Annotated in this window: 18 protein-coding genes; 15 read left to right on the top strand and 3 right to left on the bottom strand. The window is 48.8% G+C overall.

What is annotated here, in order from left to right:
* The first annotated feature begins 136 nt into the window (after positions 1-136).
* Entirely contained in the window at positions 137-259 is a 123-nt protein-coding gene (locus tag ACFVS2_RS20035) for a hypothetical protein (protein ID WP_390236882.1), read from the top strand.
* Between the two features lie 88 nt (positions 260-347).
* Here the strand turns inward: ACFVS2_RS20035 and ACFVS2_RS20030 are convergent, their stop codons facing one another.
* Both ACFVS2_RS20030 and ACFVS2_RS20025 read right to left on the bottom strand, forming a co-directional pair.
* The gene (locus ACFVS2_RS20030; protein ID WP_390236880.1) at positions 348-1,757 is read right to left on the bottom strand and encodes an ATP-binding protein; all 1,410 of its coding nucleotides are present in this window, start codon (positions 1,755-1,757) and stop codon (positions 348-350) included.
* Positions 1,754-2,455, bottom strand: coding sequence for a response regulator transcription factor (locus ACFVS2_RS20025; protein ID WP_390236878.1), 702 nt, complete (start codon positions 2,453-2,455; stop codon positions 1,754-1,756). Before ACFVS2_RS20025 ends, ACFVS2_RS20030 begins: the two co-directional genes overlap by 4 nt.
* 179 nt (positions 2,456-2,634) lie before the next feature.
* On the opposite strand from ACFVS2_RS20025, the gene ACFVS2_RS20020 reads away from it, so the two are divergent.
* The 12 genes from ACFVS2_RS20020 to mglC all read left to right on the top strand — a co-directional run bounded on the left by ACFVS2_RS20020 (position 2,635) and on the right by mglC (position 16,530).
* Positions 2,635-3,690 carry a DUF3048 domain-containing protein gene (locus ACFVS2_RS20020; protein WP_390236876.1) on the top strand — a complete coding sequence of 352 codons (1,056 nt, stop codon included), beginning with the start codon at positions 2,635-2,637 and terminating at the stop codon, positions 3,688-3,690.
* A 119-nt stretch (positions 3,691-3,809) separates the two neighbouring features.
* Entirely contained in the window at positions 3,810-4,100 is a 291-nt protein-coding gene (locus ACFVS2_RS20015; RefSeq protein WP_007717484.1) for a YerC/YecD family TrpR-related protein, read from the top strand.
* A gap of 17 nt (positions 4,101-4,117) precedes the next feature.
* Positions 4,118-4,813, top strand: coding sequence for a heptaprenylglyceryl phosphate synthase (gene pcrB, locus ACFVS2_RS20010; RefSeq protein ID WP_390236873.1), 696 nt, complete (start codon positions 4,118-4,120; stop codon positions 4,811-4,813).
* 489 nt (positions 4,814-5,302) lie between these two features.
* On the top strand, positions 5,303-6,457 hold the full coding sequence (locus tag ACFVS2_RS20005; RefSeq protein ID WP_390236871.1) for a HesA/MoeB/ThiF family protein: 1,155 nt from the start codon (positions 5,303-5,305) through the stop codon (positions 6,455-6,457).
* Between the two features lie 36 nt (positions 6,458-6,493).
* On the top strand, positions 6,494-7,732 hold the full coding sequence (locus ACFVS2_RS20000) for a PqqD family protein (RefSeq protein WP_390236869.1): 1,239 nt from the start codon (positions 6,494-6,496) through the stop codon (positions 7,730-7,732).
* Positions 7,733-7,807: 75 nt separating this feature from the next.
* Complete coding sequence (locus ACFVS2_RS19995; RefSeq protein ID WP_390236867.1) at positions 7,808-8,293, top strand: tetratricopeptide repeat protein; 486 nt, start codon at positions 7,808-7,810, stop codon at positions 8,291-8,293.
* Positions 8,294-8,363: 70 nt separating this feature from the next.
* Positions 8,364-9,968 carry a response regulator gene (locus tag ACFVS2_RS19990; protein ID WP_390236865.1) on the top strand — a complete coding sequence of 535 codons (1,605 nt, stop codon included), beginning with the start codon at positions 8,364-8,366 and terminating at the stop codon, positions 9,966-9,968.
* Between the two features lie 3 nt (positions 9,969-9,971).
* Positions 9,972-11,735, top strand: coding sequence for a histidine kinase (locus ACFVS2_RS19985; protein WP_390236863.1), 1,764 nt, complete (start codon positions 9,972-9,974; stop codon positions 11,733-11,735).
* The gene (locus tag ACFVS2_RS19980; protein WP_390236861.1) at positions 11,732-12,718 is read left to right on the top strand and encodes a substrate-binding domain-containing protein; all 987 of its coding nucleotides are present in this window, start codon (positions 11,732-11,734) and stop codon (positions 12,716-12,718) included. The genes ACFVS2_RS19985 and ACFVS2_RS19980 overlap by 4 nt, the downstream gene beginning before the upstream one ends.
* Before the next feature lie 125 nt (positions 12,719-12,843).
* Positions 12,844-13,890, top strand: a complete 1,047-nt coding sequence (locus ACFVS2_RS19975; protein WP_173618307.1) for a galactose ABC transporter substrate-binding protein — start codon at positions 12,844-12,846, stop codon at positions 13,888-13,890.
* Between the two features lie 84 nt (positions 13,891-13,974).
* The gene (locus tag ACFVS2_RS19970) at positions 13,975-15,492 is read left to right on the top strand and encodes a sugar ABC transporter ATP-binding protein (RefSeq protein ID WP_390236858.1); all 1,518 of its coding nucleotides are present in this window, start codon (positions 13,975-13,977) and stop codon (positions 15,490-15,492) included.
* Positions 15,493-15,510: 18 nt separating this feature from the next.
* The gene (gene mglC, locus ACFVS2_RS19965) at positions 15,511-16,530 is read left to right on the top strand and encodes a galactose/methyl galactoside ABC transporter permease MglC (RefSeq protein WP_173618305.1); all 1,020 of its coding nucleotides are present in this window, start codon (positions 15,511-15,513) and stop codon (positions 16,528-16,530) included.
* Positions 16,531-16,581: 51 nt separating this feature from the next.
* On the opposite strand, the gene ACFVS2_RS19960 is transcribed toward mglC, so the two are convergent.
* The gene (locus tag ACFVS2_RS19960; protein WP_390236856.1) at positions 16,582-17,631 is read right to left on the bottom strand and encodes a DUF418 domain-containing protein; all 1,050 of its coding nucleotides are present in this window, start codon (positions 17,629-17,631) and stop codon (positions 16,582-16,584) included.
* Between the two features lie 195 nt (positions 17,632-17,826).
* On the opposite strand from ACFVS2_RS19960, the gene ACFVS2_RS19955 reads away from it, so the two are divergent.
* Complete coding sequence (locus ACFVS2_RS19955) at positions 17,827-18,612, top strand: VanW family protein (protein ID WP_390236854.1); 786 nt, start codon at positions 17,827-17,829, stop codon at positions 18,610-18,612.
* A 101-nt stretch (positions 18,613-18,713) separates the two neighbouring features.
* Positions 18,714-21,059 (top strand): DNA helicase PcrA, encoded by a 2,346-nt coding sequence (pcrA, locus tag ACFVS2_RS19950; RefSeq protein WP_390236852.1) that lies wholly within the window; start codon positions 18,714-18,716, stop codon positions 21,057-21,059.
* Positions 21,060-21,267: the final 208 nt, after the last annotated feature.

Below are 21,267 nucleotides of genomic sequence, written 5' to 3'. Positions count from 1 at the left end.
TGAAGTACGACAACGTCAATAGGGAATCGTTAGAAGGAGGGATTTCTTTGCTAAAATTGCGAACAGGTCATGAACTACGCCACCTTTAGAACAAATTTCGTTAGAAGATTCGTACATTTTATACGGGGATATTTTCTTGAGAACGGATAGGAGCGTCATCGTAACGGACAGCGTCCAAGGAGAAGGAACCGCCATCGGGTCTTGCTTAAAAGGGATGCTGTTTCATCATCGGCAAAAAGGGGTCGGTACACGTGTATGAGAAGCTCGGTTTTGTCACGGTATCTTCCTACGCTTTTATTGAATTTCTCCTTTAGAATAGAAAAAGAGAGGACAAGTGTCCCCTCCGATCAGTTCAATCGGCCTTTGAATTCAACGGGTACGATCATTGTAAAGCAAGGTCCATCTGGATCGTTGCGGGCATCGATCGTTCCTTTATGTGCTTCCAAGACGGCACGGGCAATAGCGAGTCCAAGCCCATGCTTGCCCGACTTTCCTTTACGGAAACGCTGGAACAAATTCGGCAGCAGCGCCTCCTCAATGAGTGGCCCATCATTGGAAATCGCGATGACGACGCTTTTTCCTGCGTGTCTTCCTGTGATGGTAAGTCGGCTTTTGGCGTAGCGCAGTTGATTTTCCATGATATTGACGAACGCAGTACTCAATTGCTCGCCGTCTCCCTCCACGATCAAGTCAGCTGTTAGATTTAACTCCCACTCGATTTGCGGATTGAGCACGGAGAGCCGCTGCTTCAGCAGGTGCATCATCTCTGACAGGTCGACGCGGTCGACTTGCATCATTTGCGAGACAGACTCGATCTTCGTGATATACAAGAGCTGTCCGACGACCTTTTCGAGGCGCTTGCTCTCTTCCATGATGATGGAAAGCCCTTTTTCCGCCTGAGGGCCCTGGAAGACGCCTTCTATGAGGCCTTGCGTGTATCCTTGAATTGCCATGATTGGTGTTTTGAGCTCATGGGAAATATTTTGGACAAAATGCTGCTGCGACTCGTCGTATTCCTTCAGTTGGTTTTTCATCATATCGAAAGAGCGGGCGAGCTGTCCGATCTCATCTCCGCGATCCATCGCAAGCGGGATATCGAACTGACGACGAGCGATTTTTTTACATAGCTCTTCCAGTGTGCGTAGCGGTCTGCTCAAATACCCGCTAAACCACACGGCCAACAACCAGCTTACGAGCAGCAGCAGACCAAAAATGAACAAAAACTGACGTGTCAAAATCGAGTTGATCTGGTTGAGCTCCTGTTCCTTGGAGAAGAGCACCATGTAGTAGGGAAAGCCGTGGTAATCCATTTTTTTGCTGACGAACAAATAGCTCTCGGCTCCACGGTCCAACGAACCATGCTGGAGCTTGTTGCTTGGATACGAGGCGGCTTGTTGGAACAACTCCTTGGCATCCTCGTACGGAATGCGGCCATTGCTTCGGCTGCCCAGCTCTCGTCCGTTTTCAGCATAGACGATCATATCAAATGAGTACTCATAACGTTGGAGCAAGAGCTGTAAAAAGTAAGGGGCCGCAGCCGGAACAGGCAGCAGCTCATTATGCTCATTGAAGGAGATATGCTGAGATAATGTGTAAAACTCATCTTCCAAGAGCGAGTAGGTGTTGGATACCAGATACTGTTTGACAGCCAGTGGATACCCGATGCCAAGGCCAACCCCGAGGACGCTTGTCAGGATCATGAACAAAATGAGGATTTGCCTGGATATCGGCAGGTTTTTCAGCCGGAATTTGCTCATATACGCGTCATTCGGTAGCCGAAGCCATAGACCGTCTCCAATGGAAACTTGGGCATTTTCTTGCGGATGCGCTTCACCAAGTCATCGACAGCTCTGTCTGAGCCGATGTAGTCTTCCCCCCAGATGGAGGTCAGAATCTGCTCGCGATTCAGGGCCAGACCTTGATTGTGCAAAAGGTACACGATGAGCTCGAATTCTTTTGTGGTTAAATCAATGAGTTCGTCGCCTTCTTTTACTTGTCTGCCTTTTTCTGAGATCATATAAGGATCAACGGTTACCCAATCTTGGAAAGTTTGGGTAGAGGAAGCAGTGGCACCGGGCTTCTCATAGGTGCGCTGTAGCAGCTTTTTCGCACGGATGACCAGTTCGCGAGGGAGAAATGGCTTCGCCAAGTAGTCGTCACTGCCCAGTTCCAGTCCGATGATTTTATCGACATCTTGATCGCGAGCGGAGATGAAGATGATCGGGACATTTGATTTTTCACGAATGAGACGCAAGAGCTCATAGCCGTCGATGTCGGGCATCATGATGTCCAATATCCACAAATGTGGCTGTGATTCTTCATCAAGTAACGGCAAGACGTCCTTGCCACTAGAAAACGCTTTCACCTGCAATCCGGCACTTTGCAAATACGATTGCAGCAACTCCAACAGGTTCGTTTCATCGTCCACCAGATAGACGAGGTAGGGAGTATTCATAGATTTCGGCCTCGCTTTGCATCTGTTTTATATCAGTATTGTAGCATAGCCAAAAACGAGATGTGTGGCACGGACGTATGAGAATCGTGGAAAACGTGTGGAAGCAGGATTCCCCTGTATCCTTCTGGAAAAAGAAACAGGGAAAAAAAGACAACGAGAGATGGAAAGGAGCGATTCATATGAAACGAACAGTCAAATCGTCTCTCATGGTACTAGCCTTCATGTTCTTAACGACGGCCTGCGCTCAAAAGCCGGTGGACACCCAACCTAGTCCGCAGATACCTGATCCGATTGTGCAAACGCCACCGGAAACGAATCAGCCTATCGAGTATGCGTATAAGGCACCGATGACAGGACTTGGCAGTCACGAAAACCTGGGAAGCAAACGACCGATCATGGTAATGATCAACAACGCTCCGCCCGCCCGTCCACAAACAGGCGTCAACAAAGCGGACATGATTTATGAGGTATTGTCCGAAGGGGAAATGACCCGCTTTCTTGCGATATTCCAAAGCCAAAAACCGGAAGTAATTGGACCCGTCCGCAGTATCCGTCCTTATTTTATCCAGATCGGGACTGGTTTTGATGCGGTCCTCGTCCACGCGGGAGGTAGTCCGGATGCGCTGGAAACCTTGGCGCGAAAAGACCTCAGCCATCTGGATGAAATCCCGAACGGTCAATACTTTTGGCGAGAAAAATTTCGTAAAATGCCACATAACCTGTACACCAAGCCAGAGCTCTTGGAAAAAGCGATGCAGGATAAAGGGATGCGTCAATCGGCAGAGGTGCCTCACTTCACGTTCCTGCCGGAGGATGCTGAGATCAAGGAAGGCGAGCCTGCTACACAGGTTGATCTGACTTTCCACTCATTGAATAAAGCTGCTTTTACCTATGATGCCGAGCAAAAGAAATACATGCGCTTTACGGCAGGCAAGCCGCACTTGGACTTGAGCGACAAGAAACAGTTGTCCACGACCAATCTGTTGGTCATCTCCGCCAAACACCGCGTGCTGGATAAAGAAGGGCGTCTATCGGTCGATGTAATCGGCCCGGGGGACGGTTATTTATTCCAGAAAGGAAAAGCGCGCAAGGTCAAATGGAAGCGCAGCAATGGAGTCATCCGTGCCTATGAGGACGCGGCTTTGACGCAAGAAGCACCGCTTTTGCCAGGAAATACATGGGTGGCTATATTGCCGAACTCACCGGGCCTGTCGAAGTCGCTCAAGTTCCAGTAAGGATTAGGGCTTGCGGATGTAGGCGGTTTCTTCTAAGATAATTGTTGAAGCTTTAGTGCTTAAAAATTGTACAGTGAGAAACCGCTCGAAAGACGGACTATATAACTGAGGTGACAGACATGCAATTGGAAAAATTAAAAGGTAAAGGGCTCGAACAGTTGTTTGAAGCTGTTCTTTCCCTGGAAACGATGGAAGAGTGCTATCAATTTTTTGACGATCTGTGCACGGTGAACGAAATGCAGTCGCTCGCACAGCGCCTGGAAGTGGCGAGAATGCTCCGCAAAGGCTTTACTTACAATCAGATTGAAGCAGAGACTGGCGCAAGTACGGCGACCATTTCCCGCGTCAAACGCTGTTTGAACTATGGAAATGATGGATACCAGATGGCGCTTGAGCGGATCGGAAAATAGCTAGGAGGCAGGCAACGTTGATTGACTATCGTGGCTGGCGCCATACATTTAAACTAGACCCGGATAAAACAATCGATGACGAGGCCTTGGAGGCGATTTGCGAGTCCGGAACAGATGCGATCATTGTAGGCGGCACATACGGTGTGACCTATGACAATACACTCGAATTGATGTCGCGATTACGTCGTTACGCGGTACCAGCTGTCTTGGAGATTTCTTCGCTGGATGCGGTTGTGCCGGGATTTGATTCGTACTTGATCCCGCTCGTACTGAACGCTGGCGATCCAGACTGGATTTTTGCTCCGCATGTATCGGGGCTTCAAGCGTTTGGCGCTTATATTCATTGGGATGAGATCATTACAGAAGGTTATATCATCGCCAATCCAGACGCGGGCGTAGCACAGCTGACGAAAGCACGTCCGATTGCGGATGCTTCGCAGGCCAAAGCGTACGCACAGGTAGCGACGAACGTTTGTCGTTTGCCGATTGTCTACATGGAGTACAGCGGTACATACGGCGATCCGGCAATCGTAAAGGCTGCCAAAGCAGGCGCGGGTGAAGCCCACCTCTTTTATGGCGGCGGGATTCGTAACCCCGAGCAAGCGGCAGAAATGGCTGCGATTGCAGATACGGTTGTCGTAGGGAATGTCATCTATGACGATCTAGCTGCTGCATTGGCTACTGTGAAGGCCGTTAAGAGAACAAGCAACTAAAAAACCACCTCCCCAACTTAGGATTGGGTGAGGTGGTTTTTCATGTCCGCTTTAGTTTTTCACTTGCTCCTTGATTACAAGAGTCAGTTCTTTTGGGATAGCTTTCAATTCTTTCTCCAAATCGAGTGGACCTTATATGACAATATAATCTTTTCCCAAAGAGAAGGAATTTTAAGATTTTTTATAGAAAATGGAAGGAAAATCCTATTGCTTACGAAATAAATAGTCAAATATTATCAAAATATATAATTTTTTGCTAATATTTGTAGATTTCTGTAAATTTATGAAATATAATGAACTTGTCTTAATTTTCGATCTTAGAGAGGGGGAACTATCCATGAAAATCCAAGCGAAAAAAGTTGAAAGCGTTCGCACTACTGCAGTAGCAGCTTAATTCTCTTAAGAAGAGGGGGAATAGCACACGAGCTATTCCCTTTTTTCATCTAAAATGAGCCGGGTTAGCGAACCCCACTATTGGGAGGTGTTTTTATGGAACGTCGTCCTTTATTTAAACCAGTGCATCCCGTCTATGAAGTGACAGAGCAGATGATCCGCTTGGGAGAGGCTCCTGGCTATACCTTCGAATTGGAAGACGAGAATGGGTCCATCCACAAGATGATCAAACTGATGGATGGCACTCGTACTGTCGGTGAAATACATACATTATTGGTTGTCGATTACCCCGAAATTACGTATGAAGAAATATCGGAAGCAGTGGAATCACTGAGTGGATTGGGCTTCCTGATGGATCAGGCAAAAGAAGAGGCTTCCGTTCTGACTTCGGAACAAAAGGAAAGATATAAAGCGAATATCCGCTACTTCTCCTTGTTTACCGATCTCAATCAAAGTCCAAGCGAGCTACAGGAACAGGTAAGTAGAAAAAAAGTGACGATCTTAGGGATGGGTGCCTTTGGCTCTACGCTACTGGTCAATCTGGTAGGAGCGGGAATCCAGCATATCAAGCTCGTGGATTTTGATAGAGTAGAGCTCAGCAATTTGAACAGGCAAATGGTCTTTAACGAGCATGATATTGGTCGTCTGAAGGTGGAAGCGGCACGTGATTTCATCGGAAGGCTTCATTCTGAGGTATTGATTGAAACGGAGACGATGCAAATCAAGTCCAGTGAAGACGTAGAACGAGTTATTGCGGGAAGTGACCTCGTGATGCTCGCAGCCGATCAGCCCTTTTTCTTTTTGCAGAGATGGGTGAATCATGCCTGCACCAAGCTGCAAATCCCGTTCATTGCTGGGGGATTCAACCTCATCGAAGGACAGTTCTTCATGGTAGAACCGGGCAAGACGGGCTGTATTGATTGCATGCATTTGCATCGTTCTACACAGATCGAGGACTATCCGCAGTTGATCCAAAGGCTGCTCGATACCAACTTTGTTCTGCCTACCGCCACCATTGCACCCAACACCATGATGATTACGGGAATGATGGCTTCCGATGCAATCAGGTATTTGACAGGAATCGCTCCGGTACAATCAGCGGGCAAATTTATCATTTTCGATTTCAACACGTTGGAAAAGAGCGTGTTTTTTGAGTGGGAGCGAAATGAAGCCGAATGCCCGACTTGCGGGGGTGGCAGCGGAACGGAGCCGATTTTTCATATCAAGAGAAATGAAGTGCTCGCAAAGTAAGGAGTCGTTCCTGTAAGAGAGGAAGGTGTCTGTCAATTGAATATCTCGGGAGATAGTATTCTCAAGATGCACCCGCTTGCGCGTCGGGCGGAAAACGAGGAAGAGATCCTCATTGGACGAACGGATATCAGCAATTTCATTGTGCTTCCAGCCATTGGTGTCGAGATCATCGATATGCTGGATGAAGGGAAGAGCATCAATGAAGTCGCGACGATCATGGAAGAACAGTTGGGCGAACCTGTGGATGTGCTTGACTTTGCACAAGATTTAATTGCTTCCTATCAATTTGTGTTCATGGTAGATGGAGAAGTTGTCAAAGAGCCAGTACCAGTTGTGGATCATTTCTCTTGGATTAAGCAGGGTACGGGTCAGTTTTTCTTTAATCGTGTTGCCTTTGGATTATACGGTATCTTATTTTTTACAGGTCTTTTGATTTGTGTATTTACGGGCAAGTATATCCCGGTCTATTCCGATATTTTCGTTTCTTCTTCCGTGACGGTTTCGGTTGTGGTTTCTTTCGTGGCCACTTGGGTTTTTCTATTTTTTCATGAGATGGCTCACTTAATGGCGGCCCGATCATTGGGAATCGGCAGTCGCATCGGTCTGGGGCATCGACTTGTTTTTGCCGTAGCAGAGACGAATATGTCCAACATTGTTCTCGTCGAGCCACAGCGCAGATACAGGGCGTTTTTGGCGGGAATGTCCTGGGATGCGATGTTTATGGGAATCGGTGTGATTCTGTTGTTTGCCAATGATCAAGGCTGGCTAACGCTTGTGCCTTTCATGGAAGCATTCATTCGTATGCTGAATGTGATCCTGCTCATGGCTTTGGCCTTTCAGTTCATGGTTTTCATGCAAACCGACTTGTATTACGTGTTGGCAACCAAGTTCCAATGCTCCAATTTGATGGTGAATACACGCCAGTTTCTAAAAGCGAAATTCCGTTCCTTGACGCAGGATGAGCAGGAGGAATGGGAGTACGTAGCCGACCATGAGAAAAGAGTCATCCGCTGGTATAGCTGGGTCTACTTGATTGGATCGTTGTGGGGAATCTGGTTCTTTGTCCAGTATCAGCTACGCATGGCGCTTGATTTTATCTGGATCATCGCCGACGACATGAAAAATGCTTCGCTTCACTCGTGGGAGTTTTGGGACGGCATCCTGTTGATCCTGTTGGTTCTGGTTCCGTTTCTCATATTAGGCTGGTCGTGGATGAGAGCGTACCGACAAAGGAGAAGTGAAAGAGAGCGGGCAAAATCCTTGCAGGGCACATAATTTGCGTCTTCACCTTGCCAAGCTGCCCTGTTACGCTAGGGGGAAGAGAGATACCGAGGCAAAGGAAGTGCTCACATGAACCCGATGATCCAAAATATCATTCATCTGCGAAAAGAAGGGCATCTGGACGAAGCGATCCAGCTTGCCCTTCAGCTCGTCAGCCAATCCCCGACTGATCCTGTCGCCCATTATCAATGTGCTTGGTGCCACGACGCAGCCGGATTGGAGAAGGAAGCTGTTCCATTTTACGAAAAAGCGATTGAACTCGGACTGCCTGTCGAAGACGACCTGCAAGGGGCATTACTGGGTCTGGGCAGTACGTATCGCACGCTGGGACAATACGAGCAGGCAGCAGCTACGCTCGCGAGGGGGATGCAACAGTTCCCCTGTGACCGTTCCTTTCCGATTTTTCTTTCCATGGCGTATTACAATCTCGGGAAGCACCACGAAGCCATGAATCTCCTCCTGAAAAACCTCGCAGAAACCTCAAGCGATCCTACAATTTTGGCCTATCAAAAAGCGATTCTGTTCTATGCAGATGATCTGAATAAGACTTGGTAGCGCCATACTAATTCCATTTGCAGGAAAACAATCGCCTCCCGTTGTACAAGTACAACAGCGGGAGGTGCCTATGTATAAGCTGATATTGGTAGATGACGAAGAAGATGTAAGAGAAGGGGTTAGCCAAGAAATTGACTGGCATAACCACGGATACGAGGTGGTTGCCAAAGCAGAAAACGGCAGAGAGGCATTGGAACTGGTAGAGAGGCTGCGACCGGACGTCGTCGTAACCGACATCAAGATGCCCTTTATGAACGGACTTCAGCTGGCGGAGTCCATCGGGCGCGAGTACCCTGCCATTCGTATCATTATCCTGACTGGGTTTGATGAGTTCGAGTACGCGCAAAAGGCCGTGAAGCTGCAAATTGATGAATATGTGCTCAAGCCGTTTTCCGCGAGCGAGCTGATGGAAGCGCTGGACAAGGTCAAGCGACGGATGGACGAAGAGGCGGCTCATCGGGAAAATGTTCAGCTGCTGCGCGATAGCTATCGAAAAAGCTTGCCGGTTTTGCGGGAAGTTTTTTTATCATCTTTGTTGAGTCGTCAGCTCGTGCAGAACGATGTTTTTTCAAAAGCATGTGAATACGGGATAGAGCTCAGGAGTTCCGAGTATCTCGTGGCGGTTATCTGTGTAGACCAGCCCAAGCCGGAGGAGCAGCAGCTGTTTCTTTTTGCTGTGAAAAATATCGCAGAAGAGCAAATGAACGCAGGTAAGCAGGAGGGGATCGTGTTTCTCCATGAAGATCAGGTCGTGCTGCTCATGCGAACAAAAGCAGATGACACGCAGCGAATCGAAGTGCGAACACAAAATCTCGCAGAAGAAATCAGGCGAACGATTGAAAAATATATGAGCCTCACGGTAACCATCGGAATCGGCAATGTCGTGACAGGAGTAGCGGCACTCCCTTACTCGTATGAGGACGCCATGCAGGCACTTGATTACAAAAGCATCCTCGGCTGCAACAGGATGATTGTGATCAATGACGTGGAAAAGCAAGCGAGTGAGCAGATACGCCTCGATGAGAGAAGAGAGCATGAGTTGGTTCGGTGCATCAAAATGGGGACGAGTGCGGAGCTTCGGATCGTGATTGATGAATTATTTGATCAAGTGGTGCGTGTCTCCGTATCCATTGAGGACTACCGAATTTATTTGTTGGAGATTATGACGACCATTTTGAAGACGGCCCATCGTGCCGAAGTTGACATGGATCAACTGTTTGGTGGGCAACGCTATCTGTTGCAGGTCATGACGACTTTTACCAGTAGGGAGGATGCCCGAGAACAGATCACAGAAATCTGTGAACGCATCATGGCGAGTATCGCAAGCGGACGACAAACGACGTACAGGAGATTGATCACCCAGGCATTGGATTACACCCACGCGCATTATCATTCTCCCGACATATCCATCCACAAGGTGTGCGATCATCTGCACATCAGCCTCGGTTATTTTAGCGGTATTTTCAAGAAAGAGACGAAAACCACCTTTGTGTCCTATCTTTTGTCATTGCGCATGGAAAAGGCCAAGGAGCTTTTGTGGACGACCGATTTGAAGTCCTTTGAAATCGCGGAGAAAGTAGGATATACCGATCCCAATTACTTTAGCTTCAGCTTTCGCAAGTATGCAGGCATGTCCGCTAAAGAGTATCGAAGTCAGAGCGAGCAGGAAGGTTAACCCATGAAACGATTGCTCGCGGTGATCAAGGTCAAAAGGATTCAATTTATCATTACCACCTCCTTTACGCTCGTGACGGTACTCGTCATGCTGTTTGTCGGGGTGATGCTGTACGGAAAATTTGCGCAGACGGCAGAGCAAAACGCCTATCTGCACACGCAGCAAATACTGGAGCAGGTGAAATACAATCTGGACAGTTATTTGAATGGGATGACGCAAATTTTCGAACTCGTTGATGACAAGATCAGAAGAAGCAAGGGACTCACGGCAGACAAGCTGAGCGAACAGCTTGAGACAATCGTAGAAACGAGAAAGGACATCGTCTCCATCGCAGTTTTTACACGAGACGGAACGCTATTGGCCACAACTCCTTCCAAAGTATTGAGGAGCAACACTCGTTTGACTGAACAGAGCTGGTTTCAAAAGGCGATCGAGGACCCGACGAACCTGTCCTTTTCGCTCCCGCATATCCAGAACTTGTTTAAAGGGGAGTACACCTGGGTCGTCTCGATGAGTCGGGAAATCCTTCTCCACGGACCTGACGGAGAAATTCCTGCCGTACTTTTAGTTGATGTGAATTTCAAAGAGATCGATAACCTGTGCCAGAGAGTGGGCTTGGGGAAAAAGGGGTACGTCTACATCATCGATTTGGTCGGGAACATCGTCTACCATCCGCAGCAGCAGTTGATTTACGCCGGATTGAAAAATGAAAACCGTTCCTTGCCGCTGAAGCATTCCTACGGTAGCTATGTAGAAGAGACACAGGACGAAACGCGTTTGATTACCATTAAGACGATCGATCAGCTAGGCTGGAAAATCATTGGGGTTTCCTACATGGACGAGATTGTGACGACCAAAAAAGAAATCAGTCGCTTCATTTTTTGGCTGCTCATCTTTGTGATTGTCATTGTGTTGTTCGTGCTGCACTATCTCTCTGCGAAAATATCACGACCGATCAAGCTGCTGGAGCGATCCATGGAAAAGGTGGAGCAGGGAGACTTTTCAGAGAGTGAGCCGATCCGAGGAAGCCATGAGGTCGAACAGCTTTCCTTGCGTTTTCATCTGATGGTCGCGAAGGTCAGGGAATTGATGCACCAGATCATTCGGGAACAGGAAGCCAAACGAAAAAGCGAGCTGGAGGTGCTACAGGCACAAATCAATCCGCATTTTCTGTACAACACGTTGAACTCTGTGGTCAGAATGGTCGGCAACGGAAAAAACGAGGATGTCATCACCACCATTACTTCGTTGTCGAAGCTGTTTCGGATTAGCCTGAGCAGAGGTAAGAACATTATCACGGTGCGGGAAGAGCTGGAGCATGTCCGTCATTATCTCATTATTCAAAAAATGAGGTACAAGCAAAAATTTGAGTACGAGATCATAGTCGAGGATGAGGATGAAGTGCTCAACTGTCTGACGCTGAAGTTACTGCTCCAGCCGATTGTGGAAAACGCCATCTACCACGGGATTGAGCATTTGGCTGATCCGGGCCGGATTCGCATATATGCAGCACTCATCGACGGTAAGGTGTTACTTCAGGTAAGTGACAATGGCTTGGGCATGTCCCCTGATGTTCTTGCACAAGTAAAAGCTGGCTATTACAAAAGCGAAGAAGGCTCGGGCGTTGGGATTCAAAACGTGCAAGAGCGCATCCGCTTGACCTTCGGCGAAGAGTACGGTTTGGAAATCGCGAGCGAACAGGAAGAGGGGACCGTTGTGCGTGTATGGATTCCGCGCCAGGTTGCAGAGGAGCGAGATCGTTTATGAGGACAGCAGCGGTGAAACGTTTTAGCGTATACGGACTGGTCGTTCTGGTAGCGGTGACGCTTTTTTACTCGTGTAGTGCTCCGCTTACGGATGGGGAAGTAGACAAGAAAAAGACAGTGGCGCTGATCGTCCGTATGAAGCACGGCGATTATTGGCGAACGGTCAAGCTCGGGGCGGAGATGGCTGCCAAGGAATATGAGCGTAACCTGAATTTTTACGCGCCGGACTATGAGGAGGATGCCAGTAAGCAAATGGAGCTGGTGCAGCAGGCAATCGCAGATGGCTCCGAGACAATCGTGGTGGCACCTAGTGACGATCAAGTTTTGCGAGAAGCCATCCAGCTGACAAGGGAGCGGGCCATTCCGATCCTTGTACTCGACACAGTCGGTAAAGATTCAGCCGTCAAAAGCTACATTGGGACAGATAACTACGATATGGGCATGAAGGCATTCGAAAAAATGGTGTACCTGATCGAAAAAAAGGGACAAATCGCATTACTCGGCACAGATCGGGTAAAGGCAAATGCCAAACGAAGAGAACAGGGCGTCCTCGATTTGCTCCCACGGGAAACGCAGGTTGAACTGGTTGCCAACGAAAATGTCCCCTTGGATAAAAAGCAGATCGGTGAGTGGACTCGTGAACTGATCCGCAAGCATCCGCAGTTGAAAGGAGTGATTGCACTCGATGCCAGTACAGCCATCGGTGTGGCCGAGGAAATGGAAAACAGTGGACTGCGGGACAAAGTCAAAATCGTAGCAATCGACAGTCCGCCGGAAGTGCTGGAGTATTTACAGGAAGGAATCATTTCCGCGACGATCATCCAGAAGCCGCTATCGATGGGATATCTAGGCGTCAAGTACGCAGTCGAAGCGAGCAACGGAGAAGCAGTGCCCAATCTGGTCGACACCGGAACAAAAGTAATCGATCGAGAGAATATGTTCTGGTCGGAGAATCAAAAGCTCCTCTTCCCCTTCGTTAAATAGGCCACCGAAAAACAGATGAGGATTTTGATAAAAATGCGCAGGATTTTCGATGGAACACGTTCTGGAAAACGCTTACATTTGGTGTATATCAGATGTAAACATAGGGGATAAAGGGGGATTTTCGAATGAGAAAGCTGATTGCCACTACACTGGTAGCCGCAGTTACACTCTCGGTGGTTGGATGCTCACAATCTGGCGGTTCGCAGCCAGCAGCGTCAGGGGGAGGCTCGGCTCCTGCGGGGAATCCCAAAATCGGAGTCGCCATCTACAAGTTCGATGATACGTTCATGACAGGGGTGCGCAATGCGATTTCGAAAGCCGCGGAGGGCAAAGCGGAAGTGGACATTGTAGACAGCCAAAATGCCCAGCCTACGCAAAATGACAAAGTGGATTTGTTCGTTAACAAAAAGGTAAATGCCCTCGCCATCAATCCCGTGGATCGCACAGCTGCTGGCGTCCTTATCGACAAGGCGAAGCAAGCCAATATTCCTGTCGTCTTTTTCAACCGTGAGCCGATGCCAGAGGATATGCAGAAGTGGGATAAGGTCTACTACGTGGGAGCAAAAGCGGAGGAATCCGGCACGATCTCTGGGCAGCTGATCGTCGATTACTGGAAGGCAAATCCGGAAGCAGATAAAAACAAGGATGGTGTCCTCCAATACGTCATGTTAAAAGGCGAGCCAGGGCATCAGGATGCTGAGCTGCGGACGAAGTTTTCGGTGAAGGCGATTGAAGATGCAGGGATTAAGGTAGAGAAGGTCGCGGAAGATACGGCCATGTGGGATCGCGTAAAAGGGCAGGAAAAGATGGCAGCCTTCCTCGCAGCTTCCGGTGACAAGATCGAAGCCGTTCTTGCCAACAACGATGATATGGCACTAGGGGCAATCGAAGCGCTGAAGGCATCTGGCTATTTTGCGAATGGCAAGTATATGCCCGTTGTGGGCGTGGATGCCACAGCGCCTGCACTGAAGGAGCTGGAGGCGGGAACCTTGCTCGGAACGGTCCTCAACGATGCGAATAACCAAGGAAAGGCAACGCTTAGCATCGCGGCGTCTTTGGCGAAGGGTGAAACGCCAACAAAAGATTCTACAGGCTTTGACATTACGGACGGCAAGTACGTGTGGGTGCCCTACAAAAAAATCACCAAGGAGAACATGAACGACGCGAAATAAAAAAGCAGGAGAGTCGGTGAAGAGACGAATCCGACTCTCCTGTTTCGGTGATGGGGATGATTTTGCAAAGAGGAGGGCATTCGCATGGGCCAGCAGGCGTTTTTGTTGGAAATGAACCACATTCATAAAGAATTTCCAGGGGTCAAGGCACTCGAGGATGTCACGCTAAAAGTCCGTCCCGGAACAGTCCATGCACTGATGGGAGAGAATGGAGCAGGCAAATCGACCCTGATGAAGTGTCTCTTCGGAATTTATCGACCAGATGCGGGAGAAATCGTGTTAAACAATGAGCAGGTGACGATGAGCAGCTCAAAGGACGCGCTGACACATGGCATCTCCATGATTCATCAAGAGCTGCATCCGGTGCCCTTTCGCAATGTCATGGAAAACATATGGCTAGGACGTTTTCCGATCAAAAGAATCGGTCCTTTTCCGTTTGTGGATGAGAAAAGAATGCTTTCGGATACGGAGAAGCTGTTTGCTGATCTGGGTATGGACTTGGATCCGCACGCTGTTGTCCGTGACCTATCTGTATCCAAGGTACAGTCGCTTGAAATTGCCAAAGCTGTCTCCTACCAATCCAAAGTGATCATTATGGACGAACCGACGTCTTCACTGACGGGAAACGAGGTGGAGCAGCTATTTGCGATCATCCGTGAACTGAAGAGTAGAGGTGTCGCCATCATCTATATTTCACACAAGATGGAAGAAATTTTACGGATTGCGGATGACGTGACGATCATGCGCGATGGCAAGCTCATTGGAACCTGGCGGGCAGCTGAGCTGACGACAGACCTGATCATCTCCAAAATGGTCGGACGGGACCTGACGCAGCGTTTCCCGAGTCGTTCCAATACGCCAGGAGAACCGATTTTGAAGGTAGAGGGACTGAGCTCTCCATTTTCCCAGTCATTTCAGCATGTGTCGTTTGAATTACGCAAAGGAGAGATCTTGGGCATAGGCGGCCTCGTGGGCGCACAACGAACAGAACTAATTGAGGCATTGTTTGGACTGCGCGCGGTGTCAGCAGGAAAAGTGTCGATCAACGGTCAGGAGGTACGGATCAAATCACCGAAGGATGCGAAGAAGTACAAAATGGCGCTTTTGACGGAGGAGCGGCGTGTCACTGGCATCATTCCTGTCTTATCGATTCTGGAAAATACGGTCATCGCGAATTTGGCCAGTTACCAAACACCTTTTCTGATCCTCGATGAGCGCAAGCGAAGAGCGGATGTCAGCCGAAGCATCGAGATGCTCCGCGTCAAGACTCCCTCTATGAAAGCCTTGATCAAAAACCTGTCAGGAGGCAATCAGCAAAAGGTTCTGCTGGCGCGGTGGCTTTTGACTGATCCGGATATTTTATTGCTGGACGAACCTACGCGTGGAGTCGATGTCGGCGCCAAATACGAAATCTATTCCATCATCGCGGAGCTGGCGAGTCAGGGAAAAGGCATTATCATGATTTCCTCAGAAATGCCGGAGTTGCTTGGAATGTCAGATCGAATCATGGTCATGTGCGAGGGTAAGCCCTCCGGTTTTTTGTCAGGCCCAGGGGCAACCGAAGAAGAGATCATGCGGCTGGCTACCAAACATCTTGCATGAGAAAGGAGGGGAACAGGCATGTCACAGTTGTCTGCTAAACAGGTACAAGGCTTTGTTACGCAAAATGCCATTTATATCGTTCTGGTTTTGTTGATAGCGGGAATAGCGATTTACGATCCCAATTTTCTTTCCATTACAACGCTTCGGGATATTTTGATGCAATCCTCAACTCGCGCCATTATTGCCTTGGGTGCTGCGTTTGTTCTTATTACAGGCGGAACGGATCTGTCAGCGGGGCGAGTCGTCGGATTGACGGCTGTCATCTCCGCCTCGATGCTGCAAAGCCAAGACTATCCGCGGAGGTTTTTTCCGGATTTACCCGATTTGCCGTTGCTTATCCCTATTCTCATTGCAATTGCTGCGGGCTTGTTAGTTGGCCTGATCAACGGCATTATTGTGTCTCGTTTTAGTGTGCCCCCTTTTATCGCCACGTTGGGCATGATGGTCATCGTGTACGGGTTCAACTCCATCTATTTTGATATGGAGCCCAATCAATCACAGCCAATAGCTGGACTACGCAGTGACTTCAATCATCTTGGGACAGGGTACATCGGTCCGAGTGGCCCGTATTCGATTCCGTATATCGTCATCATTGCGATCATGGTTGCGTTCATCGTTTGGGTGATCTTCAACAAAACACGGCTTGGTAAAAACATGTACGCCATCGGAGGCAATATGCAGGCCGCAACTGTTTCCGGGATCAACGTCGCTTTCAACCTCATGATTATCTATGCCATTGCTGGTGCCTTGTATGGACTCGGAGGTGTTCTGGAGGCAGCCCGGACAGGTGGCGCGACGAACAACTACGGCAACATGTACGAGCTGGACGCCATTGCAGCCTGTGTGGTAGGTGGAGTCTCGACGTCTGGAGGAATTGGTACCGTTCCAGGTGTGCTTGCCGGTGTCCTTATTTTTGGCGTAATCAACTACGGTCTAACGTTTATCGGAGTAAACCCATACTGGCAGCTCATCATCAAAGGACTCATCATTGTGGCAGCCGTTGCTTTTGATATTCGCAAATACTTGGCGAAAAAATAAGAAAAGACCCCGGATCAGCTGTCAGGCAGCTTTTCTGGGGTCTTTGATTGTTTATTTTCGCAGCGGTGTGATTTTCAAATACGTAAATAATCGCCATACCCACTCAAGTGGCCCCATGCGGAAGACAGCCAGCCAGAGTACACTAAATACCATTTGCACCACGTAGATACCAAGGCAGATCAGTGTCGTTTGCAGGTAGCCGAGATTGCCAAACCAATCGAACAAATAGCTTCCCACAAGGATCAAGACGGTTTGTCCGACGTAGTTTGTCAAAGCCATGCGCCCATAGCTGGTCAGTGGAGAGAGGATGGTCTGGACGGTTTTATATTGCAGCAGCCGAATCAAGGTCGTCGTGTAAAAGGCAGCCATGACAAGACCAGTGGAGGTCAAGGCAATCGTGTAGTTCATCAGCTGCTGAAGGGTTTCTTCTGACATGGTATCATCTACAACCAGATTCGCTCCACCCATTGCCGGATCCGCTGGAGTCAGTCGGTATTGGATGAACAAGCCGATTAACGAAAGGACGAAGGTCACTCCCTGCACTTTTTTAATCACTGGCAAAAATCTCGGAATGTCCTGAAAGACCCCGCACTGCCCGACAGCGAGTCCCAAAATAAATAACGGAAGCACTAAAAGCGCCTTGAAGCCGGTAGCACAGACAGCTATCGAAAGAATAAGGCCGATGATCAGATTGGTTCGCGCCTTTAATCGATAAAAAGGCAGTAAGATGAATCCGAAGATGGCATAGATGAAGAGTGCTTCGCCAGGGTGAAACATTTTATGAACAAAGCCAAGAGCGAGTAGCGCAATCAGACGCCGAATGAATAAAACGGTGCTATTGGCCCTTTTTGCTTTTGCTCGACTGATGAAGATATAGAAGCCCACCCCAAACAAGAAGGAAAAGATCACGAAGAAGCGAGATTCCACAAAGAAATTGAAAAACTGGAACAGCCAGTGGTCCACACTTCCGATCTCAGGTGTTTGTGCATACAGCAATGCCACGATGTTGACGAGGAGAATGCCCATTAAGGCGAAGCCCCGTACGGTATCTAATGTATCAATTCGTTGGTTCATTGTAGGTGCGTTTTCTTTCAATCCCATCACTTCCTTCTCTCGTTGTTCGTCGTCCGATCGCGAACTTTTCCTATCCTAGCTCATCCGGAGATGGAGGAGAAATGGCATTTGCTTACGTCTCGCTTACAAAAGTGTAAGAAGTGAGGGGATCTCCCATATTCGACCGCAACTTCATCCTAAATCCCTACGTCTATTGTAATAATCAGGAAGTCGGGGTGCACAATGAAACCGATCGCACGGGGAAAGTGGCGTCTGGCTGCAGGCATGGCCTATTTTCGTTGGAAAAGGTATGTGCAATGGACATTTGGTCAAACGAGGTTCGCTCAGGAGAAAAGAAGCGAATGGTTGCGTTATGTTCATTATTCTCATCAAACGATTTTGTTACGCCCATTGCAGAACGTGGAAATGTGGATGCAGCACAACAAAGTGATCAATTTGCGTCTGGCGATTGCACGACTGAACGGGTTGCTTATTCATCCTGGAGAAACCTTTTCGTACTGGAAGCAGATTGGCAAGCCGACCCGTAGCAAAGGCTATGTAGAGGGCATGCTGCTCTCACAGGGACGCGTCACAGCCGGAGTTGGCGGAGGGCTTTGTCAGCTCTCCAATCTGCTGTACTGGATGACCCTGCATACACCGTTGACAGTGACGGAACGACATCGACATAGCTACGATGTTTTTCCCGATTCGAATCGGACACAGCCGTTCGGAAGTGGAGCGACTTGTTTCTATAACTATCTGGATTTGCAAATCGCCAACAACACACATCAGCCCTTTCAACTGTATGTCTACCTGACCGATACACATTTGGTAGGCGAGTGGCGTTCAGACATGCCACCGACACGGACGTATGTCATTATCGAGAAAGAACATGAGATTTATCCTTCGATTTGGGGAGGGTATGAACGGAAAAATGAATTGTATCGTGATGTTTACACGCTGGCAGGAGAATGGCTGACGCAGAATCAGGCATATTTGATGTACGAGCCATTGCTGCCGAAAGGATGATGTTTCCTGTTCGGGATACGAACTGGAACTCCATTGCGATCTGTGCGAAAATAGGAACATATGCTTTCGTCTAGGGAACGTGGAAAGGTGGATTTATACATATGTCTTTTGCAGATCGTATCACAGCAGGCCTGAACCCGGAGCAGCGGGAAGCAGTCCTTACAACAGAAGGCCCCGTCTTGATTTTGGCCGGTGCGGGTAGCGGCAAGACCAAAGTACTGACTCAGCGAATCGCATACCTGATCAGTGCCAAACAGGTAGCGCCTTGGAGCATTTTGGCGATCACTTTCACCAACAAAGCAGCACGGGAGATGCAAAACCGTGTGGCTGCCATTATTGGCGGAGCGGCAGCGCAGGATGCATGGCTGTCGACGTTTCACTCCTTGTGTGTGCGGATTTTGCGCAGGGATATTGACCGACTCGGCATCAATCGCAGCTTTTCCATTTTGGATGCCGGTGACCAGTTGTCTGTCGTCAAGCAATGTTTAAAAGAATTGAACATCGATCCGAAGCAGTATGAGCCGCGTTCGATCTTGGCAGCGATCAGTGGAGCAAAAAACGAGCTGACCGATCCAGAAACCTATACGCGTCTTGCGGGCGATCCATTTGCACAAGTGGCAGCAAAGGTTTACACGGCTTATCAGAAAAAGCTGAGAAATAACCAGTCGCTGGACTTCGACGATCTGATCATGACGACGGTTCGTCTGTTTAAAGAAGTGCCGGAAGTATTGGAGTTTTATCAAAAGAAATTCCGTTACATACACGTTGACGAGTATCAGGATACAAACCGGGCGCAATACCTTTTGATTTCCATGCTGGCAGACAAGTCTCGAAATGTATGCTGCGTGGGGGATGCTGACCAAAGTATTTATAAATGGCGCGGTGCCGACATCTCGATCATTTTAAACTTTGAAAAAGACTATCCCGAAGCCAAGCTCATCAAGCTCGAGCAAAACTATCGCTCCACCAAAACGATTTTGCAGGCGGCGAATCAGGTCATTGCCAACAACAAGCTGCGCAAGGAAAAGAAGCTTTGGACGGAGAACCCAGGCGGCGACAAGATCATGTGCTTCCAGGGTGATTCCGAGCACGACGAGGCGTATTTTATCGTCGATACGATTCGCAAGCAGATGGCACAGTACAAGAGTTACGACAAATTCGCGATCCTGTACCGGACGAATGCACAGTCTCGTGTGGTCGAGGAAGTTTTCATCAAGTCGAACATGCCGTACACCATCGTCGGCGGAACCAAGTTCTACGATCGCAAAGAGATTAAGGACATCTTGGCTTATTTGCGTCTCATCTCCAATCCGGATGACGATATCAGCTTGCAGCGCATCATCAACGTACCGAAGCGTAATATCGGGGATACGACGGTAGATAAGCTACAAGCGTATGCGAACGCAAATGGTCAGTCCCTTTTCCAAGCGATTCAGGAGACGGCTTATATGGGGCTGCCTTCACGTACGACGAATGCGATCCTATCCTTTAATGATCTTATCTCGAATTTGATGCAAATGACCGATTACTTGAGTGTGACTGAGCTAGTGGAAGAAGTGCTGAAGCGCTCTGGATACCGCGATTCTTTAAAAGAAGAAAAGACACTGGAAGCACAGGCTCGTCTGGAGAATATCGAGGAGTTCCTGTCTGTAACCCAGGAGTTCGAGCGCAAAAATGAAGACAAGAGCTTGCTAGCCTTCCTGACTGACCTCGCGTTGGTGGCAGACATTGATTCCTTGGGAGATGATGGTGCCCAGGAGGAAGTATCGGCGGAGGGGCAGGTTGTATTAATGACCTTGCACAGCGCCAAAGGGCTGGAGTTCCCTGTCGTGTTCCTGGTTGGTTGCGAGGAAGGTGTCTTCCCGCATAGCCGCTCTTTGTTTGACGATGCCGAGATGGAGGAAGAGCGCCGACTGGCTTATGTAGGAATTACACGGGCGGAGGAACGTCTGTACATGACATGTGCCCGTATGCGGACGTTGTTTGGACGGACCAATGTGAATGCGCCGTCTCGCTTCCTGCAAGAAATTCCAGCTGAGCTGTTGGAAGGAAATCCAGCGACAGCGGACCGAAGCTTTGGCGGTGGACGTAGCAGTGCATTTGGACAGCGTGATGGCAGTGCATTCGGACGTGACACGGGAGCGAGACCATTTGGAGCGTCCTCTTCACAAGCAGGTTCTGCTCCGAAATTTGGCATGGGTCAGCGAACCCCAAGCAGCACGCCAGCTACGTTTACTCGTCCGGCGGGTGAAAAACTGCCTGGACACGGTCAAGGAGCAGGCGTTGATTGGAAGGTTGGCGACAGAGTGGCACATGGCAAATGGGGCAACGGTACGGTCGTGAAAGTAAAAGGAACGGGCGACGACATGGAGCTCGACATTGCTTTCCCAAGCCCGACTGGCATTAAAAAGCTATTAGCGAAGTTCGCTCCTATTCAAAAAGGATAATGTGCAAATGCAAATACAGGCCAATCGCAAAAAGGTAGTTCAAAAAGTCGTCTTTTGATCACGAAGCAATCCGGGAAGCTTATTCGCATCGATAATGGCGTTCACCTTCGAAGTCCGGTGCTCATGTAGGTACCTACACTCCGCTCCTCCTTCGTGAGGTTCTCGCCATTATCTCGGTGCTGAAAAGCCAACTTTTTGAACAGGTATG

It is taken from the genome of Brevibacillus sp. NPDC058079 (genome assembly GCF_042885155.1).
GTDB lineage: Bacteria > Bacillota > Bacilli > Brevibacillales > Brevibacillaceae > Brevibacillus.
Note: the sequence above shows the minus strand (reverse complement) of the source record. Positions and strands in the feature narration are given on the sequence as shown.